Genomic DNA, 20,610 nt, shown 5'->3' with positions numbered 1-20,610 from the left:
TGATCTCTTAGCGAAAAGTTACCAAAATTGCCCGGCGTTACTTTTTGTTACTGATATTCCGGTAAAGCTTGTATTTGTTGTTTTCGGCAATCACGTTCACGTTACCGAAATGGGCCGCGATTGTGTCGCTGTAGGGCAGGTGACGATTGGCCACTATCTGCCATACTCCTCTGTCCCTTAGCCTGTTGGCGCTGTCGGCGATAAAGCTTTCGGCAATATGGGTGGTGGCTGCCAAGCCATCGTGAAACGGCGGGTTGGAGATGATGGCGTCGAACTCGCCCTGAGTGGCGCTCAAGCCATCGGATGGATAGACTTTGGCGCTCAGGCCGTTGGCCTTCAGTGTCAGCTCACAGGACAGCAGTGCCATGGCGTTGATGTCGACACAATCCAGATTAAGCTCCGGCTGGACCTTGAGCAGGGCGGCGGCAATCACTCCGGCGCCGCAGCCAAAGTCCAGTACCCGGCCCTCGAGCTTGGGCAGATGAGACAGCAACAGCTCAGTGCCCAGATCCAGGCGTTTTTCACTGAATACCCCGGCCATATTGCAGATTTGTATGTCCCCTTGGGGAGTGGGCAAGTTGTAATGGCTGACAAAGGCTTCAATATCCAGCGCAGTTGGGCTGGCGATGGCCTCGGCGGCAAACAGCAGGCAATGACGGGCGTTGTCCAGTTTGGCCGCATTGCTGAACCAGCGGATTTGCTGTTTGGCAAACGACTTTATCCCGCCTTTGTTTTCCCCTATGACTAGTAGTTGACCTCCCGGTTGCAGGTGCAGCGCCGCCAGTTCCAGCAGATAAGCGAGCAGCGGCTTGGCCTTGGGGTAGTAGACCACAACCGTCTCGAACCTGTCAGTATGGGGCAACTGGTGGCCAAAGTAACAATGAAGCTCGGCCTTGGCTTGCGACTTAAGCTGTTGGAAGTGATTGAAATCCAGCGCCAGGGCATCGACTCTCGGGCACAGGTTCAAAAGCTCTCTGGCGCAGTTGTCGCTCTCATGGTTGAGCAGCAGCAGGCTTTGGCCTTCAAATAGCGCACTGTTGCGCAGCAGTAATTGCGATGGCGGTGTCAGCAACATTGGGGACTTCCAAGGATAAAATCTGCCGCGCATTATAGCCAATCAGTGGTGGCAGCGGGCAAGAGTTATGGCCGGCAAACATAAAAAAAGCGGCCAAGGCCGCTTTTTGCAAGGTTAAGCATTACTGAGCAGACCTTTGCCCCTTGGGCAGCAAGCTTATCAGTTTGGAGGCGATATCTGTGTTGTCCTGGTTGCCGATAAATAACTCGGCGCCCGGGCCTGTGGCAAACACCTGCACATCTGTGCCTGTATGGCCGCCGGTGGTCCAGCCTGTGTTGGAGCGGCGATCCACTTCCTGTTTGATAGCGCTGGCCAGCGTATCTTTGCCTTGCATTCTGGCCTTGGTCAACTGCTCCAGCAACGCGGGTTCCAGCTCAAAACCCAGGCCTTGAGCCAGCGGCGCTTGCCAGTCTTCTGCGGTCAACGCCGCGGCGGCCAGAGTATCGATACTGGCAGACAGCCCCTTGAGCACCTCTGGGTTCCAGGCATATTTACCCTTGCTGCCGATGGATAGGCCGCCGGTATTGTGATCTGCGGTGGCCACCATCAGGGTATTGGGGTTTTGGCGCACGAACTGCTCAACCACTTCCATGGTACGGGCAAATTCATCCATCTCCGCCATGGCAGCGGCGATGTCGTTATTGTGACCGGCCCAGTCGATCAGACTGCCTTCGACCAGTAATACAAAGCCGTTGTTGTTTTGTGACAAGAGCTCCAGCGCCTTGCCCGTCATGGCGCTGAGGCGATGGCCGTTCTTGTCATCCAGCACCCAGGGCAGTTGCACTTCGGCAAACAGGCCCATTACCTTGGGCTGTTTGATGCTTTCAAGCGCGCTGAACTCCTGTAAAATTTGATAGCCCTTGGCATCAAACTTGGCCAGCAGCTCCTGATCGAAGTATTTCTGGCCGCCCCCCAGCATCACATCGGCATCCGTCTCCAGATACTTGTTGGCCAGCTCGACATAGTGTTTGCGACTTTCGCTGTGAGACAGAAAGGCCGCCGGCGTGGCGTGATTTATCTGGGAAGTGACCGCCACTCCCGTGCTCATGCCCCGCTGCTTGGCCTTTTCCATTATGGTCGGGATCGGTTGCTTCTGGGTGTCGACCGAGATAGCACCGTTATAGCTTTTTACCCCGGTTGCCAGCGCAGTTGCCGCGGCGGCGGAGTCGGTGACATAGCCGCTGACTCTGGCGGGGTAGGTACTGGCCATACCGACCAACAGGCGATCGAATACCGTCTGTTCTATCTCTTCGGTATCCGGGTTGTCGTTGAAATACCGGTAGGCGCTGGTATAAGCCGGCCCCATGCCATCACCGACCATGATCACGATATTTTGGGGTCTGGAAGGGGCGGGGTTGGGCAACTGATTGGCATCGGCTGCCAGTGGCAGCAACAATGACAGTCCCAGTAATGCGCCCGTGAGTTGGCTCAGTTTCATCAGAGTCTCATCCTTGTTGTTTTTGTTGCAGTCTTTGCTCAATGGCATTCATCAGCATGCCGGTGATATTGACATCGAAAGCCGCTTCAATCTCTTTGATGCAAGTGGGGCTGGTGACATTGATTTCGGTGAGCTTATCCCCGATCACATCCAGACCGACGAAGATCAGGCCGCGCTTTTTAAGCTCTGGGCCCAGGGCTCTGGCAATGGCCCAGTCACTTTCTGACAGAGGCTGGGCAACACCGCTGCCACCGGCCGCCAGGTTACCGCGGGTTTCGCCCTTCTTGGGGATCCGCGCCAAACAGTAGGGCACAGGCTCGCCGTCGATGACCAGAATCCGCTTATCGCCCTTGGTGATCTCGGGAATAAACACCTGCGCCATGGCATAGTTTTGGCCGTAATCTGTCAGGGTTTCTATGATAACCCCTAGGTTGGGATCGTCCTGCTTAACCCTGAATATGGATGTGCCGCCCATGCCGTCAAGCGGCTTGAGGATCACATCGCCATGCTGGGCATGGAAAGCGCGTAACCGCTGCGGGTCGCTACTGACCAGTGTGGTGGGGGTAAATTGGCTGAACCAGGCGGTAAACAGCTTTTCATTGGCATCACGCAGGCTCTGTGGCTTGTTGACTATCAATACCCCGGCTTCTTCTGCGCGCTCCAGCATGTAAGTGGCGTAGATATATTCGGTATCGAACGGTGGGTCCTTACGCATCAGAATCACATCCAGCTCCTTAAGCGGCGTGTCGGTCGCTTCACCCAACTGATACCAATCAGTGGGATCTTCCTGAACCTTGAGTGGCCGCATCTTGGCCCAGGCTTCACCCTGCAGCAGCGCCAGATCCTGCATCTCCATATAGAAGAGCTCATAGCCGCGAGACTGCGCCGCCAACAACATGGCGAAGCTGGAGTCTTTCTTGATGTTGATATCCTTGATGGGGTCCATCACTATGCCGAGCTTGATCATGATGCCTTTCCTTTATTCGTTACGCCCACCGGGCGGAAAATGGTTAACCCAGATCGCCGAATCTGAGTTGCAATGCGGTAATGGCGGTTAGTGCCGCGGTTTCGGTGCGCAGTACTCTGGGGCCGAGCAGAACTTCGGTAAATGCCTGGGTTTCTGTCATGGCAATTTCCTGCTCCGACAGGCCGCCTTCCGGACCTATCAAGAGTCGCACCTTGTTGTTTGGCAGCTCAAGGCCATTGATGCCGTGAGCGGCTCTGGGATGCAGATTGAGTTTCAATGCTGTTGTTGGCTCGGCGCACCAAGCGGCCAGCTCCATTACCGGTCTCACTTCAGGAACCCGGCTACGGCCGGATTGCTCACAGGCGCTGATAACAATTTTTTGCCACTGCTGCAGTTTCTTTTCTAACCTATCGCCGCTGAGTTTAACGCCGCAACGCTCTGAAAACAGTGGCGTGATGGTGTTAACCCCCAACTCTACCGATTTTTGCAAGGTGAAGTCCATGCGATCGCCGCGGGAGATCACTTGCCCAAGGTGCAGATCCAGGGGGGACTCAGAGGGATTGTCCATGGCAGACAGCACGTGTACATCCACGGCTTTCTTTCCGGCGCTGACGATAGTGGCCGGATAGTCTTTGCCGTCACCATTGAACAGGCTTATCTGCTCGCCGCTGCTCATGCGCAGCACTCGGCCGACATGGGCGCTGGCGTCATCATCCAATGACAGAACTTGGCCTGGGGTTATCGGGCCTGTGTGATAAATTCTCGGCACTCTCATGCTCTGTATTCCTTAGGCTTATTCTGCGCTGCCGCTGAGGCCGCTTTGGTTGCAGGCTTTCTGCACCAATGGGTTGTGATTGCCCTGAGAGGCGGCTATTACCTGATCTCGCCGGCACTCAATAGTATCAACTGGATAGCTTTTGTCCCACGCCTTGAACAACTTTAATTGGCTGGAGGCTATCTTGAGCCCATAGGTCTGCTGCATATAAAGGTAGGTACGGGCGATGCGTCCTCTTGCCTGCGCTGGCGGTTCTGCCTTACGGCCCTTGAAGTCGACTGTCATCTGACACTGGCCATATTGGCTTGGCTTGGCGTTCCACTGACTGAACCTGAAGTTGGATCTGTCGCCATTGACCTCTCCCACGGCCGGCACCAGATTGTGCAGGTCGGCCTCCATGCGCTTAAAGGTCTTATCTTTGCTGCTGCAGTTCTTACGGCCGCCGTTTTGCCAGCACTGCAACTGATGGCCAAACTCCCAGGCAGGTACTATATGCTCCCATTCTATGCGGTTGGCACGGGTCTCTTGTTTGCGAATCTGATAACCGCAACTTGCCAAATCCGGCTGCCATTTCTTGCCTTCCATTTTGATGGCACAGCCACAGTAGAAACTGACTGCCGGCAGCGTTTGACTGTAAATCACCTTGGCGCGTTTCTTGGCTTCGGAAAAACTGCTTGGATGGCTGGGCGATGCCAGCACAGAAGAGGCCGCCAAAAGCAGCGGCAGGGCCACGAGTGGCCGCAGGTGCAATGAAATCACGCTATTCCCTAAAATCATAACTTCGGGTGCCGACAGCCGATACCTCAGGTGCCAGACTTGGAATTGTTGCAGCAGATAGTAAAAGAAGCCGCCAGGCTTGGCAACTTGGCTCAGGATGGCTGAGGGCTAAGCAGTTGGCCGCAGCGGCGGCATTGATATTTAGCCTGGCCCCGCACGACCTTGTTATGACGGCGAATGCTCAGCTCTACTACACCGCAGCCACATTGATAGAGCAGGGTTCTGGGTTTGACCGAGCTGATATCCATCGAGTGAGTGGTACGCGGCGCCAGGCCATAAATCCGCCGCATCAGGCTTTGCCACTCCTTGCCATGAGGTCGGGTCTTGCCATGCAGTTGGAAACAGAGCAGGTGGCAAATCTCGTGTGGAACCACCTCATGGGTGAAGGTGTGCAGGTTTTGCTCCAGTAGCACCGGATTGAAGCGCAAGCGGTTCTCGGTTGGATGAGCGGTACCGGCGCTGCGGCCTCGCAGGGCAAAGCTGACCGAAGGGCGCTTTAGCGCTCGGCCCAGGGCGGCCTCAGCCTTGAGATAGCAAAGTTCTATTGCATCGAGCACTGCCTGCTGCGCCTCACTAGCGGCAGCTTGAGGCTGTGGCTCAGGTGCTTGGTTGTATTCAGAAGTGCCGGCGTTTTTAAGGGATCTGAACAACTGACTCAGCATGAGAAAACTCGAATTGGCATTAATTGGTGGCAAATAAGCAGAGGCGCAACTGCGCCTCTGTTGAATCAGGGATTATAAACTTTTGGTCGCCGCTGTCAGCATGGCTTTGACCTGCTCGACTATCGCTTCTTCGGTAGCGGGCTCGAAACCGGCAATTCTCGGGGTATGAATATGCCCGGTGGGAATACGGCTACCGAGTTGGTTTTGCAGCAGGATAGCCCGGTAGGAGATCTCATTGGACAGGTAACCGCCGCCAGACCCCTCCACCGAAGTGCTGTTTTGCAGTTCGCTCAGGCTGCTTGCCTGAAACTCGCCACGGGAAAGGGTGCTGACAATATGGTTGTCGTTGGCTTTCCAGCGGCCGTTTACGCTCTGCATGGCTGCTACCGGCAGGGAGAACTCGACAAACTCAGGGCCATTGAGGGTGTCGTTTTCCAGCTTGGGTGGCAGAGGTCGCTGTTTACTGGCGCCGGTAAAAACATTGCGGTTGTCCGGGGCTTCGGCGCTGCGGTTGCGGCCCGGAAAGCGTTCCAGATCGAAGTCGCTGCGCCCCATACTGACAGTGACCACCATGTCGACACTCTTGTCGCGATAAACCGGGGTCAACAGCGACTCTATGATGCCCTCATCAAAGTCAGCGAAACGTACCGGGATCATCACTGTCTCTATCTGTGCCTGGCGGCCGTTAACCGAGAAGCGGTAACCATCCAATGCCAGGGCGACCAGACCTGAAGGGTTGCTCTGCTCTATATTGCGATCGAGAAAGAAGGGGTCGAATCCGGTTAGCAGTATCTTGATGCTGGCATCATCCTTAAAGTCGATATCGCTGAAACCTCGGGATGACTTTTCCACCGCCTTGGTCAGTATTTCTCTTTGCCAGGAGGCGATATTGAACTTGGGCGACTGTTTGCCCAGCTCTGCTCGCATCTGCAACCGGCTCCAGTAAAGGGAGCGGTCGTCGCTGTGACCTGACTGCACATCTCTGACCGCCTGTTGCCACAGGCGTTGCCCCTGGTGCGCCACCATCTGGGTAACCTTGAGCTCATCGGTATGTTGGCGGTATTTCGTTACCAGATCATCTGTCAATGCCTGATAGCGCTGGACGACTTGAGGCATTTTTTCGTTGGCGGCAGGCAGGCGATCCTCTTCGACACCGGCCTGAGCCGACAGAGAAACCAGAGTACCCGACAGCAGGGCTATGGCCAGGCTGGGCTTAAACATGGCAGTTCCTTTCGCTTATAGAGTTGTAAAGTTAGGGAAGGTGCGAATAAGTCCTCGTGGCACTCTGGCTTGCACAGCAATTGGCGTTCAAGGCATCTGACGGAAGGCATGCCGGGGCCTGTCGAAGTCAGATAACGCAGAGAGCCGGTTGCTGTGAAAGCCCCGAAGGGCGTGGTTTACAGGTCTGCCTGCTGTGTTGTGCTTCTTGCAAAGGACTAAGGCCATTTGCTGCGAACCACGCCTTGCATCCAGGCCTGTAAGCCGACGCAGAGCACACATGGGACTTGTTTGCACCTTCCTCAAGTATGCAACACTCGTCAGCAACTGGAAAGCTATCTGTTACCTTGCCAGATTGTTGCCACAATTGAGCAGGGCTTTGCCAGACCATTATTCACCCCAGGGCTGTATGCTTGTTGCTTTGACCGCCGGGAATAATAGGGGAATGAGATGAATAAAGGTTTGCACAGAAAGCGCCTGAGTAAGCGTTTGCTGCTGCCCATGTTGCTGTGTTTATTGGCTCAACAAACGCAGGCTGTGGCAGCTGAGCAGACCAAGGTCAGTGACGTCGGCTCTGAGGTCACGGCCGAGGGTTGGCAAGAGGTACGCCGCTGGGACAAGCTGTTCGAGTCCGCAGGTGTTAAAGGCAGTTTACTGCTTTGGGATCAAAAGCGTTCTTTGGGGCTCTCCAACAATCTAAGTCGCGCCGCCGAAGGCTTTATTCCGGCTTCCACCTTCAAGATCCCCTCCAGCCTTATTGCGTTGGAAACCGGGGCGGTGCGCGATGAAACCAGTCGTTTTAGCTGGGACGGAAAGGTTCGTGAAATTGCCGCCTGGAACAGGGACCAGAGTTTTCGCACCGCAATGAAGTACTCTGTGGTGCCTGTGTATCAGCAGTTGGCCAGGGAGATAGGCCCCAAAGTGATGGCGGCTATGGTGCGGCAGCTGGAATATGGCAATCAGGATATCGGTGGCCAAGCGGACAGCTTCTGGCTCGACGGCCAACTGAGAATTACAGCATTTCAACAAGTGGATTTTCTAAGGCAACTGCATGACAACAAGTTACCTGTGTCCGAGCGCAGCCAGCGAATTGTCAAACAGATGATGCTGACCGAAGCGAGTACTGACTATATTATTCGCGCCAAGACAGGCTATGGTGTGCGGCGTACGCCGGCCATAGGTTGGTGGGTCGGTTGGTTGGAGTTGGACGACAACACTGTCTATTTCGCCATTAACCTGGATCTGGCCTCGGCCAGCCAGTTACCGTTACGCCAACAACTGGTGAAACAGGTGCTCAAGCAGGAACAGCTGCTGCCTTGAGTCTGGCTGGCACGGAATAGAGAACCAAGACATAAGTCAGAGAAGGCCAACTTGTGTGCTGTGTTATTGATTCATATATAAGACCCCGGCCAAGGCTGGGGTCTTTAGCCTTCTTCATCAGCAAAGATTGGCTACATCATCAAAGATTGCAGCGACTCCTGACTGTTGAAGCGCTTGGTAAAGAAGTCCAGAAACACACTGATATTGGTCGCCAGTTGTCGACGGGAGGAATAGACGCCATAGACCTTGAAGGGTTCTATGGGCCACTCCTGCAGCAGCGGCACCAGGGCGCCGCTGGCCAGCTCGTTCTTGCATACCGAATGGGACAACATGGCGATGCCAAAGTCATCCAGTGCCAGCTGCTTGACCATGATGGCACTGTTCACTCGAGTGCGGCGCCTGAAGCTGGCCATGGTTTTGCGGCTCCCCTTGCCCAGCGGCCAGATGGGGGCCGAGCGTGAGGTACCCAGCAAGATACCATCGTGACGGGCCAGATCTCTCGGGGTTGCCGGCGTTCCTTTGGACTTGAGATAGCCGGGGCCAGCCACCAGAATCGGCTGACGTTCAAACAGGAGCCGGGCGACAAGATCCGAAGGCTGCAGTGGGCCATACTTGATGGCGATATCATAGCCTTCGCCTACCAAGCCCACATCGGCATCGGTAAACTGTACATCCAGTTCGACGCCGGGGTAGAGACGCATAAAGCCGCTGCAGAGATTGGCGATTAACTCTTGGCTGAATGAAACCGGGATCGCAATCCGCAATGAACCGGAAACATCGTTATGGGTATTCTCGATTGTGGCCTTTGCCGCTTCCACTTCGTTGCAGATGCTGTCACAGTGTTGATAAAAGAGCGCGCCCACCTGAGTGAGGCTTATTGAGCGGGTATTTCGTTGCAGCAGACGGACCCCAAGCTGTTGTTCCAGTTGGGCGATTTTTCGGCTAATGGTAGACTTTGGCAGGCCGGTTTCACGGGCCGCCTGAGAGAAGCCTTCTGCTCTGACCACTGCTGCAAATAGGAGCATCCCATTCAAATCTGGCATGTTTTTATTACTGTCTCAAAAATGGAACATAGCGTCTAAGGCAGTTTAATGGCATTTGACGGGATAACAAAGGTATATTTATTGGCTAAAAAATTTCAGAGGCTTAGCAGAGGATCGATAGATGACCAGCAAGAAGCAGCCCGCAAACACGACTCAAGCCCAGACTCCGGATCCCCTGTTTCTGCAGGCGGAGCATTTGGCTAAGGATTTTTCGCTGTTCCCAGAGCACAGCAAACAGAGCCTTTCTGAAGAGATAAAGGGTCTGTTGGATGACGATGCCATCCAGAGTAACTTAAAGTCATTGGCGCAGTTGGATGTGGATGGCTATGTTGCCAAAGTTATCCAGCCTACCCAGGACAAGAACCGCCCAGGTGCCAAGCGAATCATTGCCGATCTGAAAGGCAAGATGATCGCCGAGAGCCACAACGGCCCATTCTACAGCGCCGAAATAGAGCTGAACTTTGGTGGTCGTAACCGCCGCATCGGCTTTATCGCCCAGGAGCGCACCACGGCCAACGGTGCCTGGATGCCCGAGCACCACCTGCAGGCCTGTGAGGCGATTCGCCATTTTGCCGAATTGTCCATGCCCATAGTTTACCTGATAGATACCCCCGGAGCCGATGCCGGTGAGGTGGCCAACAGTCACAACCAGGCGCATTCTATTTCCAAGGCGATTGCCGAGAGTGCCAACGTCGATGTGCCGACTCTGGGTATAGTGATTGGCGCCGGCTACTCAGGTGGTGCTATCCCACTGGCGGCGGCCAATATACTGTTGTCGCTGCGTGATGGTATTTTCAACACCATTCAGCCTCAGGGCCTGCAGAGCATCGCCCGCAAGTACAACCTTTCATGGCAGGAGTGTGCCAAGTCTGTGGGTGTGTCCCCGGAAGAGCTCTATACCTCAGGTTGTATCGACGGCATTGTGGATTTCTCTCCTTATGATCGCGACGAGCGTCAGCACAACCTGCGCCGCGCCATCATCAGCGCCATCGAAGCCATTGAATGTGCCGCAGTGCAGTTTGTAAAAGAATCCGATGACCTGCGCGAACACTATGATCGCAGCCTCAAGCGTTTCCTCGAACCTTCCAAGAGCCTCAAGGCATTGGAGTCCAACGCGGAAATGTCGGTTGCCATCAGCCCGACCATGCACCTTAACCTGTTCGGCAGCGCCTACCGTTATCTGCGTTATTTGACTCTGCGTAGCCGTATTCACTCCATCTCCATGGATCAGTATGGTCGCTTGTCCAAGGTGAGTGTGCCCGAAGGGGATCTGTTGGCCCGGATCCAGAAGGAGCAGGAGAAGGTGTTCCAGGCTTGGCTGTCCAGCCCGGATAAGCTGGTTTACGACGAAGAACTCAACAAGCTGTGGAGTAACTTCATCTCCAAGCGTGATGATGTTTCCACCGAGCGTAACATGCTGACCCGTCTGATCCTGGGTGAGCCGAAAGAGAACTACAAGAAGGCCCGTAAGGCGCTGCTGTTCAACATAGGTTGGTCTTTGTATCACCGCTGGAAGAGTAATGCCGCCAACAACTTCAAGGGGCTTATCCACTATCTGGAAACTCTGCCGGCAGAAGTGACTCAGGCGCCTTGGCCTGAACTGAACCAGCTGACAGTACTGGATGTAGTGGTCAATGAAGAGCTGCGTGAAGACTTCATTTGGCAGTGTTACAACATCCTGATCTTTAACGCGCTGTACGACAATGTCGTGGGTAACCTGGCCTCTATCGCCAAGGAAGCCATGATGGCCAAGAGCCTGTCGCGTCAGTCTGTTGATGGCCTGCTGCACAAGTCTATCGACCGGGCGATTTCCACTCAGGATACCGCCAACGACAAGAGCAAGTTCTACAAGTGGCTGAAGTACTTCATGTCACAGTCCAACCGTGCCGAACTGCTGACCAAGACGGAGCAGTGGAAGAGTGTGGGTTTCCCACAACTGAACGATTCGCTGTTCGTTATCCTGACTTACTTCTTCGAGCGTCTGCTGCCGGAATACTTCGACAGCGAAGAGGACAAGGGCAAGTACACAGGTGCCATCAACCCGGTGCGTATCGGTCGTCGTAAGGACTTCTGGAACCGTTTGACCATGGGGTATCAGGATCTGTTGATCCAGAAGGTGCTGCGTGACGAGAAGAAAGCCGGCAATATGACCTGGGAGAATATCATCGCCAAGTTCTTCAAGAACTTCGATGAGATCAATGGCGACAAGATGTCGGCCAACCTGCTCAACTTCCCGGGCTTCCGTCTCTCTATTGAAGATGCACTCGACAAGGGCATTCGCCCCTGTGGATTGATCACGGGTCTGGCGGACTTTGAACATGGCGGCAAGGCGTTGCGTGTCGGGGTTGCTGTATCCAACACCGCCTTCCAGGCCGGTGCCTTCGATATGGCCAGTGCCGAGAAGTTCTCTGCGCTGCTTATTGAGTGTGCCAAGCGCAGGCTGCCGGTGATCTGCTTTATCAGCTCCGGCGGTATGCAGACCAAAGAAGGGGCTGCTGCGCTGTTCTCCATGGCCGTGGTAAACGACCGTATTACCCGTTTCGTGCGTGACAACGAACTGCCTGTGCTGATGTTCGGTTTCGGTGACTGTACCGGTGGAGCCCAGGCATCCTTCGTGACTCACCCTCTGGTGCAGACTTATTATCTGTCCGGTACCAATATGCCGTTTGCCGGTCAGATGGTGGTACCAGCTTACCTGCCATCCACTTCGACTCTGTCCAACTACCTGTCCAAGGTGCCCGGAGCGATGAATGGCCTGGTCAACAACCCATTCAGCACTCAGCTCGATGAACAGCTCAAGAGCATAGATCCTCTGATGCCTATGCCTAACGCCGAGATAAGTGATGTGTTGACCAATGCACTGTCGACTCTGGTGGTTGAAGTTGAAGAGGTCAGTGAGGAGATAGTTCAGGACGATCCTCGTGCCCTGATGAAGCCTATCGATAAGGTGCTGGTACACGCCCGAGGCTGTACTGCGGTGAAACTGATCCGCAAGGCCCACGACAATGGCATTAATGTGGTACTGGTGGCGTCCGATCCTGACATGACTTCGGTTCCTGCTGACATGCTCAAGGAAAACGACAAGCTGGTTTGTCTCGGCGGTAACACTTCAGACGAGTCCTACCTGAACGCTTATTCAGTGTTGAAAGTGGCCGAGTATGAGCAGGTAGACGCGTTGCACCCAGGTATCGGCTTCCTGTCGGAAAGCCCACAGTTCGCCGCCCTGTGTGTGAACAACGGCGTGAACTTTGTTGGTCCAAGTGTGCACTCGATGACAACCATGGGTAACAAGTCCAACGCCATCAAGACCTCTCAGGCGCAGAATGTGCCCGTGGTACCAGGCTCTCACGGTATTTTGACCAACGCCGAGCAAGCGGTTAACGTGGCCAACGAAATCGGCTACCCAGTGCTGCTCAAAGCGGTACAAGGTGGTGGCGGTAAGGGTATCCAAGTGGTTAAGCGCCCCGAGGATATGATTGGCCTGTTCCAGAAAACCTCCACAGAAGCGGCTGCCGCCTTTGGTAATGGTGACCTGTACCTGGAAAAATATGTGACTTCACTGCGTCATATCGAAGTTCAGCTGCTGCGTGACAAGTTCGGCAACACCAAGGTACTGGGTCTGCGTGACTGCTCGGTGCAGCGTAACAACCAGAAGGTGATTGAAGAGTCCGGTTCCACCATGCTGCCTGAAGAACTCAAGCAGAGAGTGATGGAATACACCCGTGCTCTGGGTGATGCCACCGACTATATGGGCGCAGGTACCGTTGAGTTCATCTATAACCTGGATGCCAACGAAGTCTACTTCATGGAGATGAATACCCGTCTGCAGGTAGAGCACCCGGTAACCGAAGCGACTTCAGGTATTGATATCGTCAGCGCGCAATTTGATGTGGCAGCCGGTCGCTCCATTGAAGATCTGCAGCCGCAGGAAATCGGCTATGCGATGGAAGTGCGGGTGACAGCCGAGAAGGCTGCTCTGGACAGCCAGGGCATACTGCAGTTGGTGCCAAACCCGGGTCTTATCACTGAGTGCGTGATGCCAGAGCGCGATGATGTGGAAATCATCTCTATCGCGGCCGATGGCAAAGAAGTGTCGCCATACTACGACAGCCTGATTGCCCAGATCATCATCCGCGGTGAAAGCCGGGACGATGTGATTGCCAAGATGTATGACTATCTGGATCAGGTGGTCATCAAGGGTATCGCCACCAACATCCCGCTGCTGAAGCGGATCCTGGCCGACGAGACCTTCCGTGAAGGCGTGTATGACACCAACTATCTGCCGCGCCTGATGGCCGAGCTGGATATCCCAGCCCTGATCGCCGAAATGGAAGCCGCCGCCGAAACTCAAGGTGTGGATACCGAATCGCTGCGTGTGGGTGAGTCCAACGAGCTCAAGGTGTTGGCTCAGGGCGCGGGTATCTTCTATACCTCTCCGGCACCGGGCGAAGCCGACTTCGTCAAGGAAGGCGACATAGTGACTGTCGATCAAACGCTGGCACTGACCGAAGCGATGAAGATGTTCTCTCAGGTGACACTGGCAGGCTTCAACCGCAAGGGCGCCGAGCTGTATCCAGAGGATAAGAAATACCGCATTGAGCGGATCCTCAACAGCAATGGCCAACAGGTCTCTCAAGGCGATCTGCTGTTTGTGGTCTCCCCTGTGGAAGACTGAGGCTGCTGATTGTAGGTAACCCGAAAAGGCCCGCCATGAGCGCAACGTAGTTCACTTAAGCGGAGCTGCCTTGTGATTCACAGGATATCGGGTCTTTGATATTTTTACCGCCCTAGGCCGATTTGGCTTAGGGCGTTTGTCTATAAAAAGGATGGACAAGTCTCCTCGCAGACTGTTTAGACGCTTCGGCGTATTACCTGGTGACACCGTTTTGCTCATGACTTTGAGCTGACTTGCGATGAACTGACAAGCGTACTTAAAGCTGATTTCATTGGGCATTCGACCATGCTCTACTGCCGCCTGACTCGCTTCTCGTCTCACCAAGTTATAACCAAAGTCGGCAAAGCAGTTTTGAATAGACATAAAAAATCGGAAACCTACAAACAGGTTTCCGATTGTCTCTCATCAGAAGGATCGGTCAACCGATCCTTATCTGATCGACGTTGCGCCATGAGCGGGTCTTTTGTTTCTTAACGGTTGGATTCAATTTCAGCCGGCGCAGCATATGACCAGAAGCTGATGTTTTTGAACTAATATTGAATGTATCCTGAATCGCCGGAGCATAAAGATTGCTGAGATATTTGCGGCCCATATTGTTTGGCAGCCTTTTACTGGCAACGGCCGCAGTCAATGCTGTCACGATTCCCTATTGTGTCGACCCCGACTGGATGCCCTATGAAGGCATAGACCAAGGCAAGCATGTGGGGATCTCTTCCGGCTTTCTTGAACTTATCGATCAGCAGACAGATTGGCTGTTTCAACTGGTGCCCACCGAAAGCTGGCAACAGACATTAGCCTACTTGAAGCAGCAACGCTGTGTATTCACCCCCATGCTCAACTACACTTCCAGGCGCGCTGAGTTCTTATATTTCAGCGATATCTATAGCCGTTCTCCCAATGTGTTGGTTTCCCGCCACGAGCAACCCTTTCTGCAAAGTATGGAACAGGTCGGTGATAGAAGCTTGGCGATCCCCAGAGGCTACCGCTTGCTGGATTATGTGCGCCAGAACTATCCCAAAATCCGCATTATTCTGGCCGAGACAGAGCAGCAGGGATTGGAGATGGTCTCCAGCGGTGAGGCGGATCTATTTATCGGCTCTATGTATTCCATCAATGCCCGCATTCAGCAGAGTGGGTTGTTCAATCTCAAAATCGCTGGTTGGGCCGGGCCAGAGGATCAGTTCCGGATGGCGGTAACAGAGAATGCCAAATGGATGTTACCCGAGCTCAATCATTTACTGGCGCAGATTTCCGATGAACACAGGGCCAGGCTGTACCGGCAGTGGAGCAATATGGCGGTGCTGGAACAGACAGATTACCGAATGTTCTGGCAGTTGTTGGCGGTGGCAACATTGATCTTCGGTGCCTTGCTGGCACGTAACCGCTGGATCAGTAAATACAACCGCGAGTTGACAGCCAAGAATCAACAACTGGAACAATTGCGCAATCAGTTGCTGGAAACCAACAGAGAACTGGAGTTCATTTCGACCCACGACCCTTTGACCAAGTTATATAACCGTCACTATTTCCACCGACACTTCGCCGCCGAACACCGCAGTAACTCGGCGCAAGGGCACACGTCGCTGATAGTAATAGACATAGATTTTTTTAAAGAGATCAATGATCGTCATGGCCACAGTGTGGGAGATTCGATTCTCCGCGAACTGGCGGCTCTGCTCAAAGATGGTGCCCGTGAACAGGATCTGGTGGCACGCTGGGGTGGTGAGGAGTTTATGATCATCTGCCCGGATACCGACTGTGTGCAGGCGGGGCGTTTATGTGAGCGTCTGGCACTGGCGATGAAGGTTTATCCCTTTTCAGCCGGTGTTAGCCTGAGTTGCAGTTTTGGACTGACAGAACTTAAAGCCGGTGAATCGATCTGGAGTGCATTTGATCGGGCAGATTTGGCCTTGTACCGGGCCAAGTCGGAAGGTCGCAATAGGATCTGCTGCGATCCCGAATCCGATCGAGCCGATAAAATCAGCTCAAATTCGTCAGCTTAGCGCTGTAGCGGCGCTTTTATACAATCAATTTCTGCATTAATCGCTCGAATATAGAAAATATTGAATTTCAAGATGTTGAATTTAATGAATTTTATTTTTGTTGCCCGTCTGTGATGACAAACTGGTGAAAATTGAAACTGCTGATTGCAGCCTATAGGGGTTTCGGTGTTATAATACGCGCCTTATTTATGGGGTTCCGTCTGTCGCAGCTTTGAAGTGGCATACTCCGTCTCCTATTAACTAATCATTTGAAGTTGAATCATGACTGACTTATCAAAATACAGAAACATTGGTATTTTTGCTCACGTTGACGCGGGTAAAACCACTACCACAGAACGTATCCTGAAACTGACCGGCAAAATCCACAAGATGGGTGACAGCCATGACGGTACCACCACTACTGACTTCATGGAGCAGGAAGCTGAGCGCGGTATTACCATTCAGTCTGCTGCGGTAAGTTGCTTCTGGAAAGATCACCGCTTCAACATCATCGATACCCCCGGACACGTTGACTTCACCGTTGAAGTATATCGTTCTCTGAAAGTTCTGGACGGCGGTGTTGGTGTATTCTGTGGTTCCGGCGGTGTTGAGCCTCAGTCCGAAACCAACTGGCGCTATGCTAACGAATCTGAAGTTGCCCGTATCATCTTCGTAAACAAGCTGGACCGTATGGGTGCCGACTTCCTGCGTGTTGTTGGTCAAATCAAGCGCGTTCTGGCTGCGACACCACTGGTTATGACTCTGCCTATCGGTATCGAAGACGAGTTCAAGGGTGTTGTTGACGTACTGAACCGCAAAGCCTATGTATGGGATGAGTCTGGTCTGCCAGAAAACTACTCTGTAGAAGAAGTTCCAGAAGACATGGTTGATCTGGTTGAAGAATACCGTGAGCAACTGATCGAGACTGCCGTTGAGCAGGACGACGACCTGATGGAAGCCTACATGGAAGGTGAAGAGCCTTCTATCGAAGACCTGAAGCGTTGTATCCGTAAAGGTACCATCAACCTGTCATTCTTCCCCACATACTGTGGTTCTGCTTACCGTAACAAGGGTATGCAGCTGGTTCTGGATGCAGTTGTTGACTACCTGCCATCTCCAACAGAAGTTGAGCCTCAGCCTCTGACTGACCCAGAAACTGGTGAAGAAACCGGTGAAGTAGCTACTGTATCTGCCGATGAGCCACTGCGCGCACTGGCGTTCAAGATCATGGATGACCGTTTCGGCGCCCTGACCTTTATCCGTATCTACTCTGGTAAGCTGAAGAAAGGTGACACTATCCTGAACTCTGCTACCGGTAAGACCGAGCGTATTGGCCGTATGGTTGAGATGCACGCTAACGATCGTAAAGAGATCGATTCTGCTCAAGCCGGTGACATCATCGCTGTTGTAGGTATGAAGAACGTTCAGACTGGTCACACTCTGTGTGATCCTAAGCACGAATGTACTCTGGAGCCTATGATCTTCCCTGAGCCAGTGATCTCTATCGCTGTAACTCCTAAGGACAAAGGCGCTTCTGAGAAGCTGGGTGTTGCTCTGGGTAAGATGGTTGCAGAAGATCCATCATTCCAGGTTGAAACCGACCAAGAAACTGGTGAAACCATCCTTAAGGGTATGGGTGAATTGCACCTGGACATCAAAGTAGACATCCTGAAGCGTACTCACGGTGTTGAACTGACTGTTGGTGCTCCACAGGTAGCTTACCGTGAAACCATCACTCAAGCCGTTGAAGACAGCTACACTCACAAGAAGCAGTCTGGTGGTTCTGGCCAGTTCGGTAAGATCGACTACCGCATCCGTCCAGGCGAAGCTGGTAGTGGCTTCAAGTTCACCTCCAGCGTTGTTGGTGGTAACGTACCTCGTGAATTCTGGCCAGCAGTTGAAAGCGGCTTCGAAGACATGATGAACGAAGGTCCTCTGGCTGGCTTCCCAGTACTGGACGTTGAAGTTGAACTGTTCGACGGTGGTTACCACGCAGTTGACTCCTCAGCAATCGCGTTTGAAATCGCTGCCAAGGGTGCATTCCGTCAGTCTATGCCTAAGGCCAAGCCTCAGCTGCTGGAGCCTGTGATGAAGGTTGACGTGTTCACTCCAGACGATCACGTTGGTGACGTTATCGGTGACCTGAACCGTCGTCGCGGTATGATCAAGGATCAGGAAGCTGGTTTGACTGGCGTACGTGTTAAGGCTGACGTGCCACTGGCAGAAATGTTCGGTTACATCGGTCACCTGCGTACCATGACTTCTGGTCGTGGTCAGTTCTCTATGGAGTTCTCTCACTATGCTCCATGTCCTGCCAACGTGGCTGAGACTGTTATCGCAGAAACCAAGGCTCGTAACGCAGCCAAGAAATAAGGATTAATTATCCTGATAAAAACCCGCCTTGATGGCGGGTTTTTTTATGGGCGAATATCTAGTGCCGCGAAGCCAGCAGAATCAAACTTGCATTCAGCTCGGCGGATGCCGATGAATATCAATGGGCAATCGTATGGCAACTGTTTCCGAAAGTGGCATATGTGGCAAAGGAGCTACCTAAGATAAAGGAGCTGGGATTGGCAGAGAATTGCCGTGAGGAAGCCACTGCGAATATCAGTAGCTGGGGGAACCGAAATAGGTGAGCAGATAAACAAAAGCCAGCTCGATAAGCTGGCTTTGTGCAGGGCCGATAACGCGTGTTTATCAGTCTTCCAGGTTACCGCAGAAACGGTAGCCCTCGCCGTGGATGGTGGCGATGATTTCCGGTGTATCAGGCACACTTTCGAAGTGCTTACGAATACGACGGATAGTCACGTCAACAGTACGGTCGTGTGGCTTGAGCTCACGGCCGGTCATTTTCATCAGCAGCTCAGCGCGGCTGAGAATCTTGCCTGGGTTTTCCACAAAGTGCAGCATAGCGCGGAATTCGCTACGTGGCAGCTTGTAAGATTCACCCTGTGGGCTCACCAGAGAACGGCTGTTGATTTCCAGGCTCCAACCATTGAAACGATAGTATTCAACGGCAGCCTTTTCTTCAATTTCAGCGCCAGAGCTGTTGACTCGAGTCAGCAGGTTACGGGCACGAATGGTCAGTTCACGAGGGTTGAACGGCTTGGTGATGTAATCATCGGCACCGATCTCCAATCCAAGGATCTTGTCCACTTCGTTGTCACGGCCAGTAAGGAAGATGAGACCGATATTGTTGATTTCGCGCAATTCCCGCGCCAACAGCAAACCATTCTTACCTGGCAGGTTGATATCCATAACCACCAGGTTCACCTTGTTTTCCTGCAAGGCTTTGTGCATCTCTGCGCCATCATTGGCTTCGGTTACCACATAACCTTCTGCCTCGAAAATACTTCTCAGCGTGTTACGGGTAACGGCTTCATCTTCAACGATCAGAATGTGCGGGTTTTGCATGTTATTTACCTAATTAAATCAGTTTATCTAACCATGAGCGCGGGTGACGCTCCGCTATACTCTCTAAAACGCCAACATTCACAGGGTTCACGTAAGTGCTGTTCAAAACTGAAATGAAACGGCAACACACTTCATGATTAGCAAAAAGTATGCTCTCCACCCGGAGAGGCGCGAACTGTACTGTCTAGGATTCCCAGTGGCGGGATTTAGTTCCTGAAAGACATGGAAAATCCAGAAAATGTCATCTTAAAACCAGATTACATTTGGTACAGAGTCGTTATCGATAGAGACTTATGCTGTAGCGTAATGGCGCTAGCCGGGTCACACACTTAACTCTAAGCCTCTGTCGATACAATCCATTGTACTAGGATTGGGCATTTGTTAACAAATGAAATGTTAACAAATTAATGTTTAACTATGATCTACATCACAAGTTTTTGCGTTACCTATTGAAAGATAAGCATTTTGTATTTTGTCTTACTGTGAGCTTGCTCACGGGGCTAGGGGAATGCAAAAGCCTTTGCTAGAATAAATCCGGTTCATTAGAGACAGATACTACAATGGATGCTGCATTTGAAAGTCTCTGGCAGTACTACCAGAGCGCATGCTTTTTATTGACTCAGTCGTTTTCTTCCGCTGTTCCTTTCGCTATTGTCACCGCCCATAATCCCCTTGGGCAAAAACTCACTTCTTGCCAAAACCGCCTTCTCGATCGGCAGCTACAACACGATATTGATAAGCTGGGCATTCCTTACCGGGCGATCATAGGCGCTGCTGATGATCTCAGTCATATGGAAAAAAGCTGGGCTCTGTTTCTGGATAAGGCCGCGGCAATAGAACTGGCATCAAAGTATCGCCAAAATGCCCTTTACTACGTTGATAGTGGGCTCTTGACCTTGGTGCCTTGCCTGAAAGGGGAGCGAGAGGTGGCGCTTGGACAGTTTGCTGCCAGGGCGCGCCTGGTCAGCGAGTTACCCGAGCTCAGTGACGGATGAGTTGAGGAAATTTCATCCTGCGCAAATTAGCATTGACTTCATAAGGACTTTATTGCTAATTTTTTCATCCCTTTCGCGAGAAAGGAACAGAAGAGGTGCGTTAACTAGGTAGTGAGTCAGAGGAGGCCAATTCTCCAATGACGGCTCATGAGGGAGATTAACGCCGAGGTCGGGATGCGTATTGGCTACGCTTCCGGTCGGTTGGCCAGGCTGAATCCTGGCGACTGTCACCTGGTTTTGGTGGAGAGCTTCTGGTGACGATCGCTGTT

At 52.9% G+C, this 20,610-nt stretch carries 14 protein-coding genes, 1 pseudogene and 1 riboswitch; of the genes and pseudogenes, 5 read left to right on the top strand and 10 right to left on the bottom strand.

Features of this window, described 5'->3' with window-relative positions; translation table 11 throughout:
- Nucleotides 1-37 precede the first annotated feature (37 nt).
- The 7 genes from ACWAU4_RS18185 to ACWAU4_RS18155 all read right to left on the bottom strand — a co-directional run bounded on the left by ACWAU4_RS18185 (nucleotide 38) and on the right by ACWAU4_RS18155 (nucleotide 6,915).
- Complete coding sequence (locus ACWAU4_RS18185; RefSeq protein WP_208126221.1) at nucleotides 38-1,072, bottom strand: class I SAM-dependent methyltransferase; 1,035 nt, start codon at nucleotides 1,070-1,072, stop codon at nucleotides 38-40.
- Between the two features lie 124 nt (nucleotides 1,073-1,196).
- Nucleotides 1,197-2,513 (bottom strand): alkaline phosphatase, encoded by a 1,317-nt coding sequence (locus ACWAU4_RS18180; RefSeq protein ID WP_208125074.1) that lies wholly within the window; start codon nucleotides 2,511-2,513, stop codon nucleotides 1,197-1,199.
- 7 nt (nucleotides 2,514-2,520) lie between these two features.
- Nucleotides 2,521-3,480 carry a glutathione synthase gene (gene gshB / locus ACWAU4_RS18175; protein ID WP_096140986.1) on the bottom strand — a complete coding sequence of 320 codons (960 nt, stop codon included), beginning with the start codon at nucleotides 3,478-3,480 and terminating at the stop codon, nucleotides 2,521-2,523.
- A gap of 43 nt (nucleotides 3,481-3,523) precedes the next feature.
- Nucleotides 3,524-4,255: a 16S rRNA (uracil(1498)-N(3))-methyltransferase gene (gene rsmE, locus ACWAU4_RS18170; protein ID WP_044735161.1), complete on the bottom strand. Its 732-nt coding sequence runs from the start codon at nucleotides 4,253-4,255 to the stop codon at nucleotides 3,524-3,526.
- Nucleotides 4,256-4,273: 18 nt separating this feature from the next.
- Entirely contained in the window at nucleotides 4,274-5,029 is a 756-nt protein-coding gene (locus ACWAU4_RS18165; protein ID WP_370629046.1) for an endonuclease, read from the bottom strand.
- A 95-nt stretch (nucleotides 5,030-5,124) separates the two neighbouring features.
- The gene (locus tag ACWAU4_RS18160) at nucleotides 5,125-5,694 is read right to left on the bottom strand and encodes a SprT family zinc-dependent metalloprotease (protein ID WP_208125073.1); all 570 of its coding nucleotides are present in this window, start codon (nucleotides 5,692-5,694) and stop codon (nucleotides 5,125-5,127) included.
- A 72-nt stretch (nucleotides 5,695-5,766) separates the two neighbouring features.
- A complete protein-coding gene (locus ACWAU4_RS18155; protein WP_208125072.1) occupies nucleotides 5,767-6,915 on the bottom strand; it encodes a pyroglutamyl-peptidase I in 1,149 nt (382 codons plus the stop codon).
- Nucleotides 6,916-7,362: 447 nt separating this feature from the next.
- Between ACWAU4_RS18155 and blaOXA the strand changes: the two genes are divergently transcribed.
- Nucleotides 7,363-8,232, top strand: coding sequence for an OXA-55 family carbapenem-hydrolyzing class D beta-lactamase (blaOXA, locus tag ACWAU4_RS18150; protein ID WP_144128642.1), 870 nt, complete (start codon nucleotides 7,363-7,365; stop codon nucleotides 8,230-8,232).
- A 131-nt stretch (nucleotides 8,233-8,363) separates the two neighbouring features.
- Here blaOXA and ACWAU4_RS18145 read toward each other — a convergent pair whose 3' ends face one another.
- On the bottom strand, nucleotides 8,364-9,275 hold the full coding sequence (locus ACWAU4_RS18145; RefSeq protein ID WP_025008920.1) for a LysR family transcriptional regulator: 912 nt from the start codon (nucleotides 9,273-9,275) through the stop codon (nucleotides 8,364-8,366).
- A gap of 121 nt (nucleotides 9,276-9,396) precedes the next feature.
- Between ACWAU4_RS18145 and ACWAU4_RS18140 the strand changes: the two genes are divergently transcribed.
- Nucleotides 9,397-13,950: an ATP-binding protein gene (locus tag ACWAU4_RS18140; RefSeq protein ID WP_144379650.1), complete on the top strand. Its 4,554-nt coding sequence runs from the start codon at nucleotides 9,397-9,399 to the stop codon at nucleotides 13,948-13,950.
- Nucleotides 13,951-14,001: 51 nt separating this feature from the next.
- Here ACWAU4_RS18140 and ACWAU4_RS18135 read toward each other — a convergent pair.
- Nucleotides 14,002-14,283 (bottom strand): annotated as a pseudogene (locus tag ACWAU4_RS18135) (IS4 family transposase); the annotation flags it as partial.
- A 236-nt stretch (nucleotides 14,284-14,519) separates the two neighbouring features.
- On the opposite strand from ACWAU4_RS18135, the gene ACWAU4_RS18130 reads away from it, so the two are divergent.
- Together ACWAU4_RS18130 and fusA are read left to right on the top strand one after the other, a co-directional pair.
- On the top strand, nucleotides 14,520-15,953 hold the full coding sequence (locus tag ACWAU4_RS18130) for a diguanylate cyclase (protein ID WP_096140982.1): 1,434 nt from the start codon (nucleotides 14,520-14,522) through the stop codon (nucleotides 15,951-15,953).
- Between the two features lie 261 nt (nucleotides 15,954-16,214).
- On the top strand, nucleotides 16,215-18,305 hold the full coding sequence (gene fusA / locus ACWAU4_RS18125; RefSeq protein WP_096140981.1) for an elongation factor G: 2,091 nt from the start codon (nucleotides 16,215-16,217) through the stop codon (nucleotides 18,303-18,305).
- A 324-nt stretch (nucleotides 18,306-18,629) separates the two neighbouring features.
- Here the strand turns inward: fusA and arcA are convergent, their stop codons facing one another.
- Entirely contained in the window at nucleotides 18,630-19,346 is a 717-nt protein-coding gene (gene arcA, locus ACWAU4_RS18120; protein ID WP_025008928.1) for a two-component system response regulator ArcA, read from the bottom strand.
- Nucleotides 19,347-19,906: 560 nt separating this feature from the next.
- On the opposite strand from arcA, the gene ACWAU4_RS18115 reads away from it, so the two are divergent.
- Nucleotides 19,907-20,341: a DUF3293 domain-containing protein gene (locus ACWAU4_RS18115; RefSeq protein WP_025008929.1), complete on the top strand. Its 435-nt coding sequence runs from the start codon at nucleotides 19,907-19,909 to the stop codon at nucleotides 20,339-20,341.
- 82 nt (nucleotides 20,342-20,423) lie between these two features.
- Nucleotides 20,424-20,600, top strand: a riboswitch (Lysine riboswitch).
- Nucleotides 20,601-20,610: the final 10 nt, after the last annotated feature.

The organism is Shewanella sp. FeAMO (assembly GCF_053653955.1).
This window is presented reverse-complemented; position numbering and strand designations above follow the sequence as displayed.

Bases quoted from the DNA above. Each gene is read 5' to 3' on its own strand.
- ACWAU4_RS18180 (WP_208125074.1), bottom strand. From the start codon at position 2,513: ATGAAACTGAGCCAACTCACGGGCGCATTACTGGGACTGTCATTGTTG.
- gshB (WP_096140986.1), bottom strand. From the start codon at position 3,480: ATGATCAAGCTCGGCATAGTGATGGACCCCATCAAGGATATCAACATC.
- rsmE (WP_044735161.1), bottom strand. From the start codon at position 4,255: ATGAGAGTGCCGAGAATTTATCACACAGGCCCGATAACCCCAGGCCAA.
- ACWAU4_RS18160 (WP_208125073.1), bottom strand. From the start codon at position 5,694: ATGCTGAGTCAGTTGTTCAGATCCCTTAAAAACGCCGGCACTTCTGAA.
- ACWAU4_RS18155 (WP_208125072.1), bottom strand. From the start codon at position 6,915: ATGTTTAAGCCCAGCCTGGCCATAGCCCTGCTGTCGGGTACTCTGGTT.
- blaOXA (WP_144128642.1), top strand. From the start codon at position 7,363: ATGAATAAAGGTTTGCACAGAAAGCGCCTGAGTAAGCGTTTGCTGCTG.
- ACWAU4_RS18145 (WP_025008920.1), bottom strand. From the start codon at position 9,275: ATGCCAGATTTGAATGGGATGCTCCTATTTGCAGCAGTGGTCAGAGCA.
- ACWAU4_RS18140 (WP_144379650.1), top strand. From the start codon at position 9,397: ATGACCAGCAAGAAGCAGCCCGCAAACACGACTCAAGCCCAGACTCCG.
- fusA (WP_096140981.1), top strand. From the start codon at position 16,215: ATGACTGACTTATCAAAATACAGAAACATTGGTATTTTTGCTCACGTT.
- arcA (WP_025008928.1), bottom strand. From the start codon at position 19,346: ATGCAAAACCCGCACATTCTGATCGTTGAAGATGAAGCCGTTACCCGT.
- ACWAU4_RS18115 (WP_025008929.1), top strand. From the start codon at position 19,907: ATGGATGCTGCATTTGAAAGTCTCTGGCAGTACTACCAGAGCGCATGC.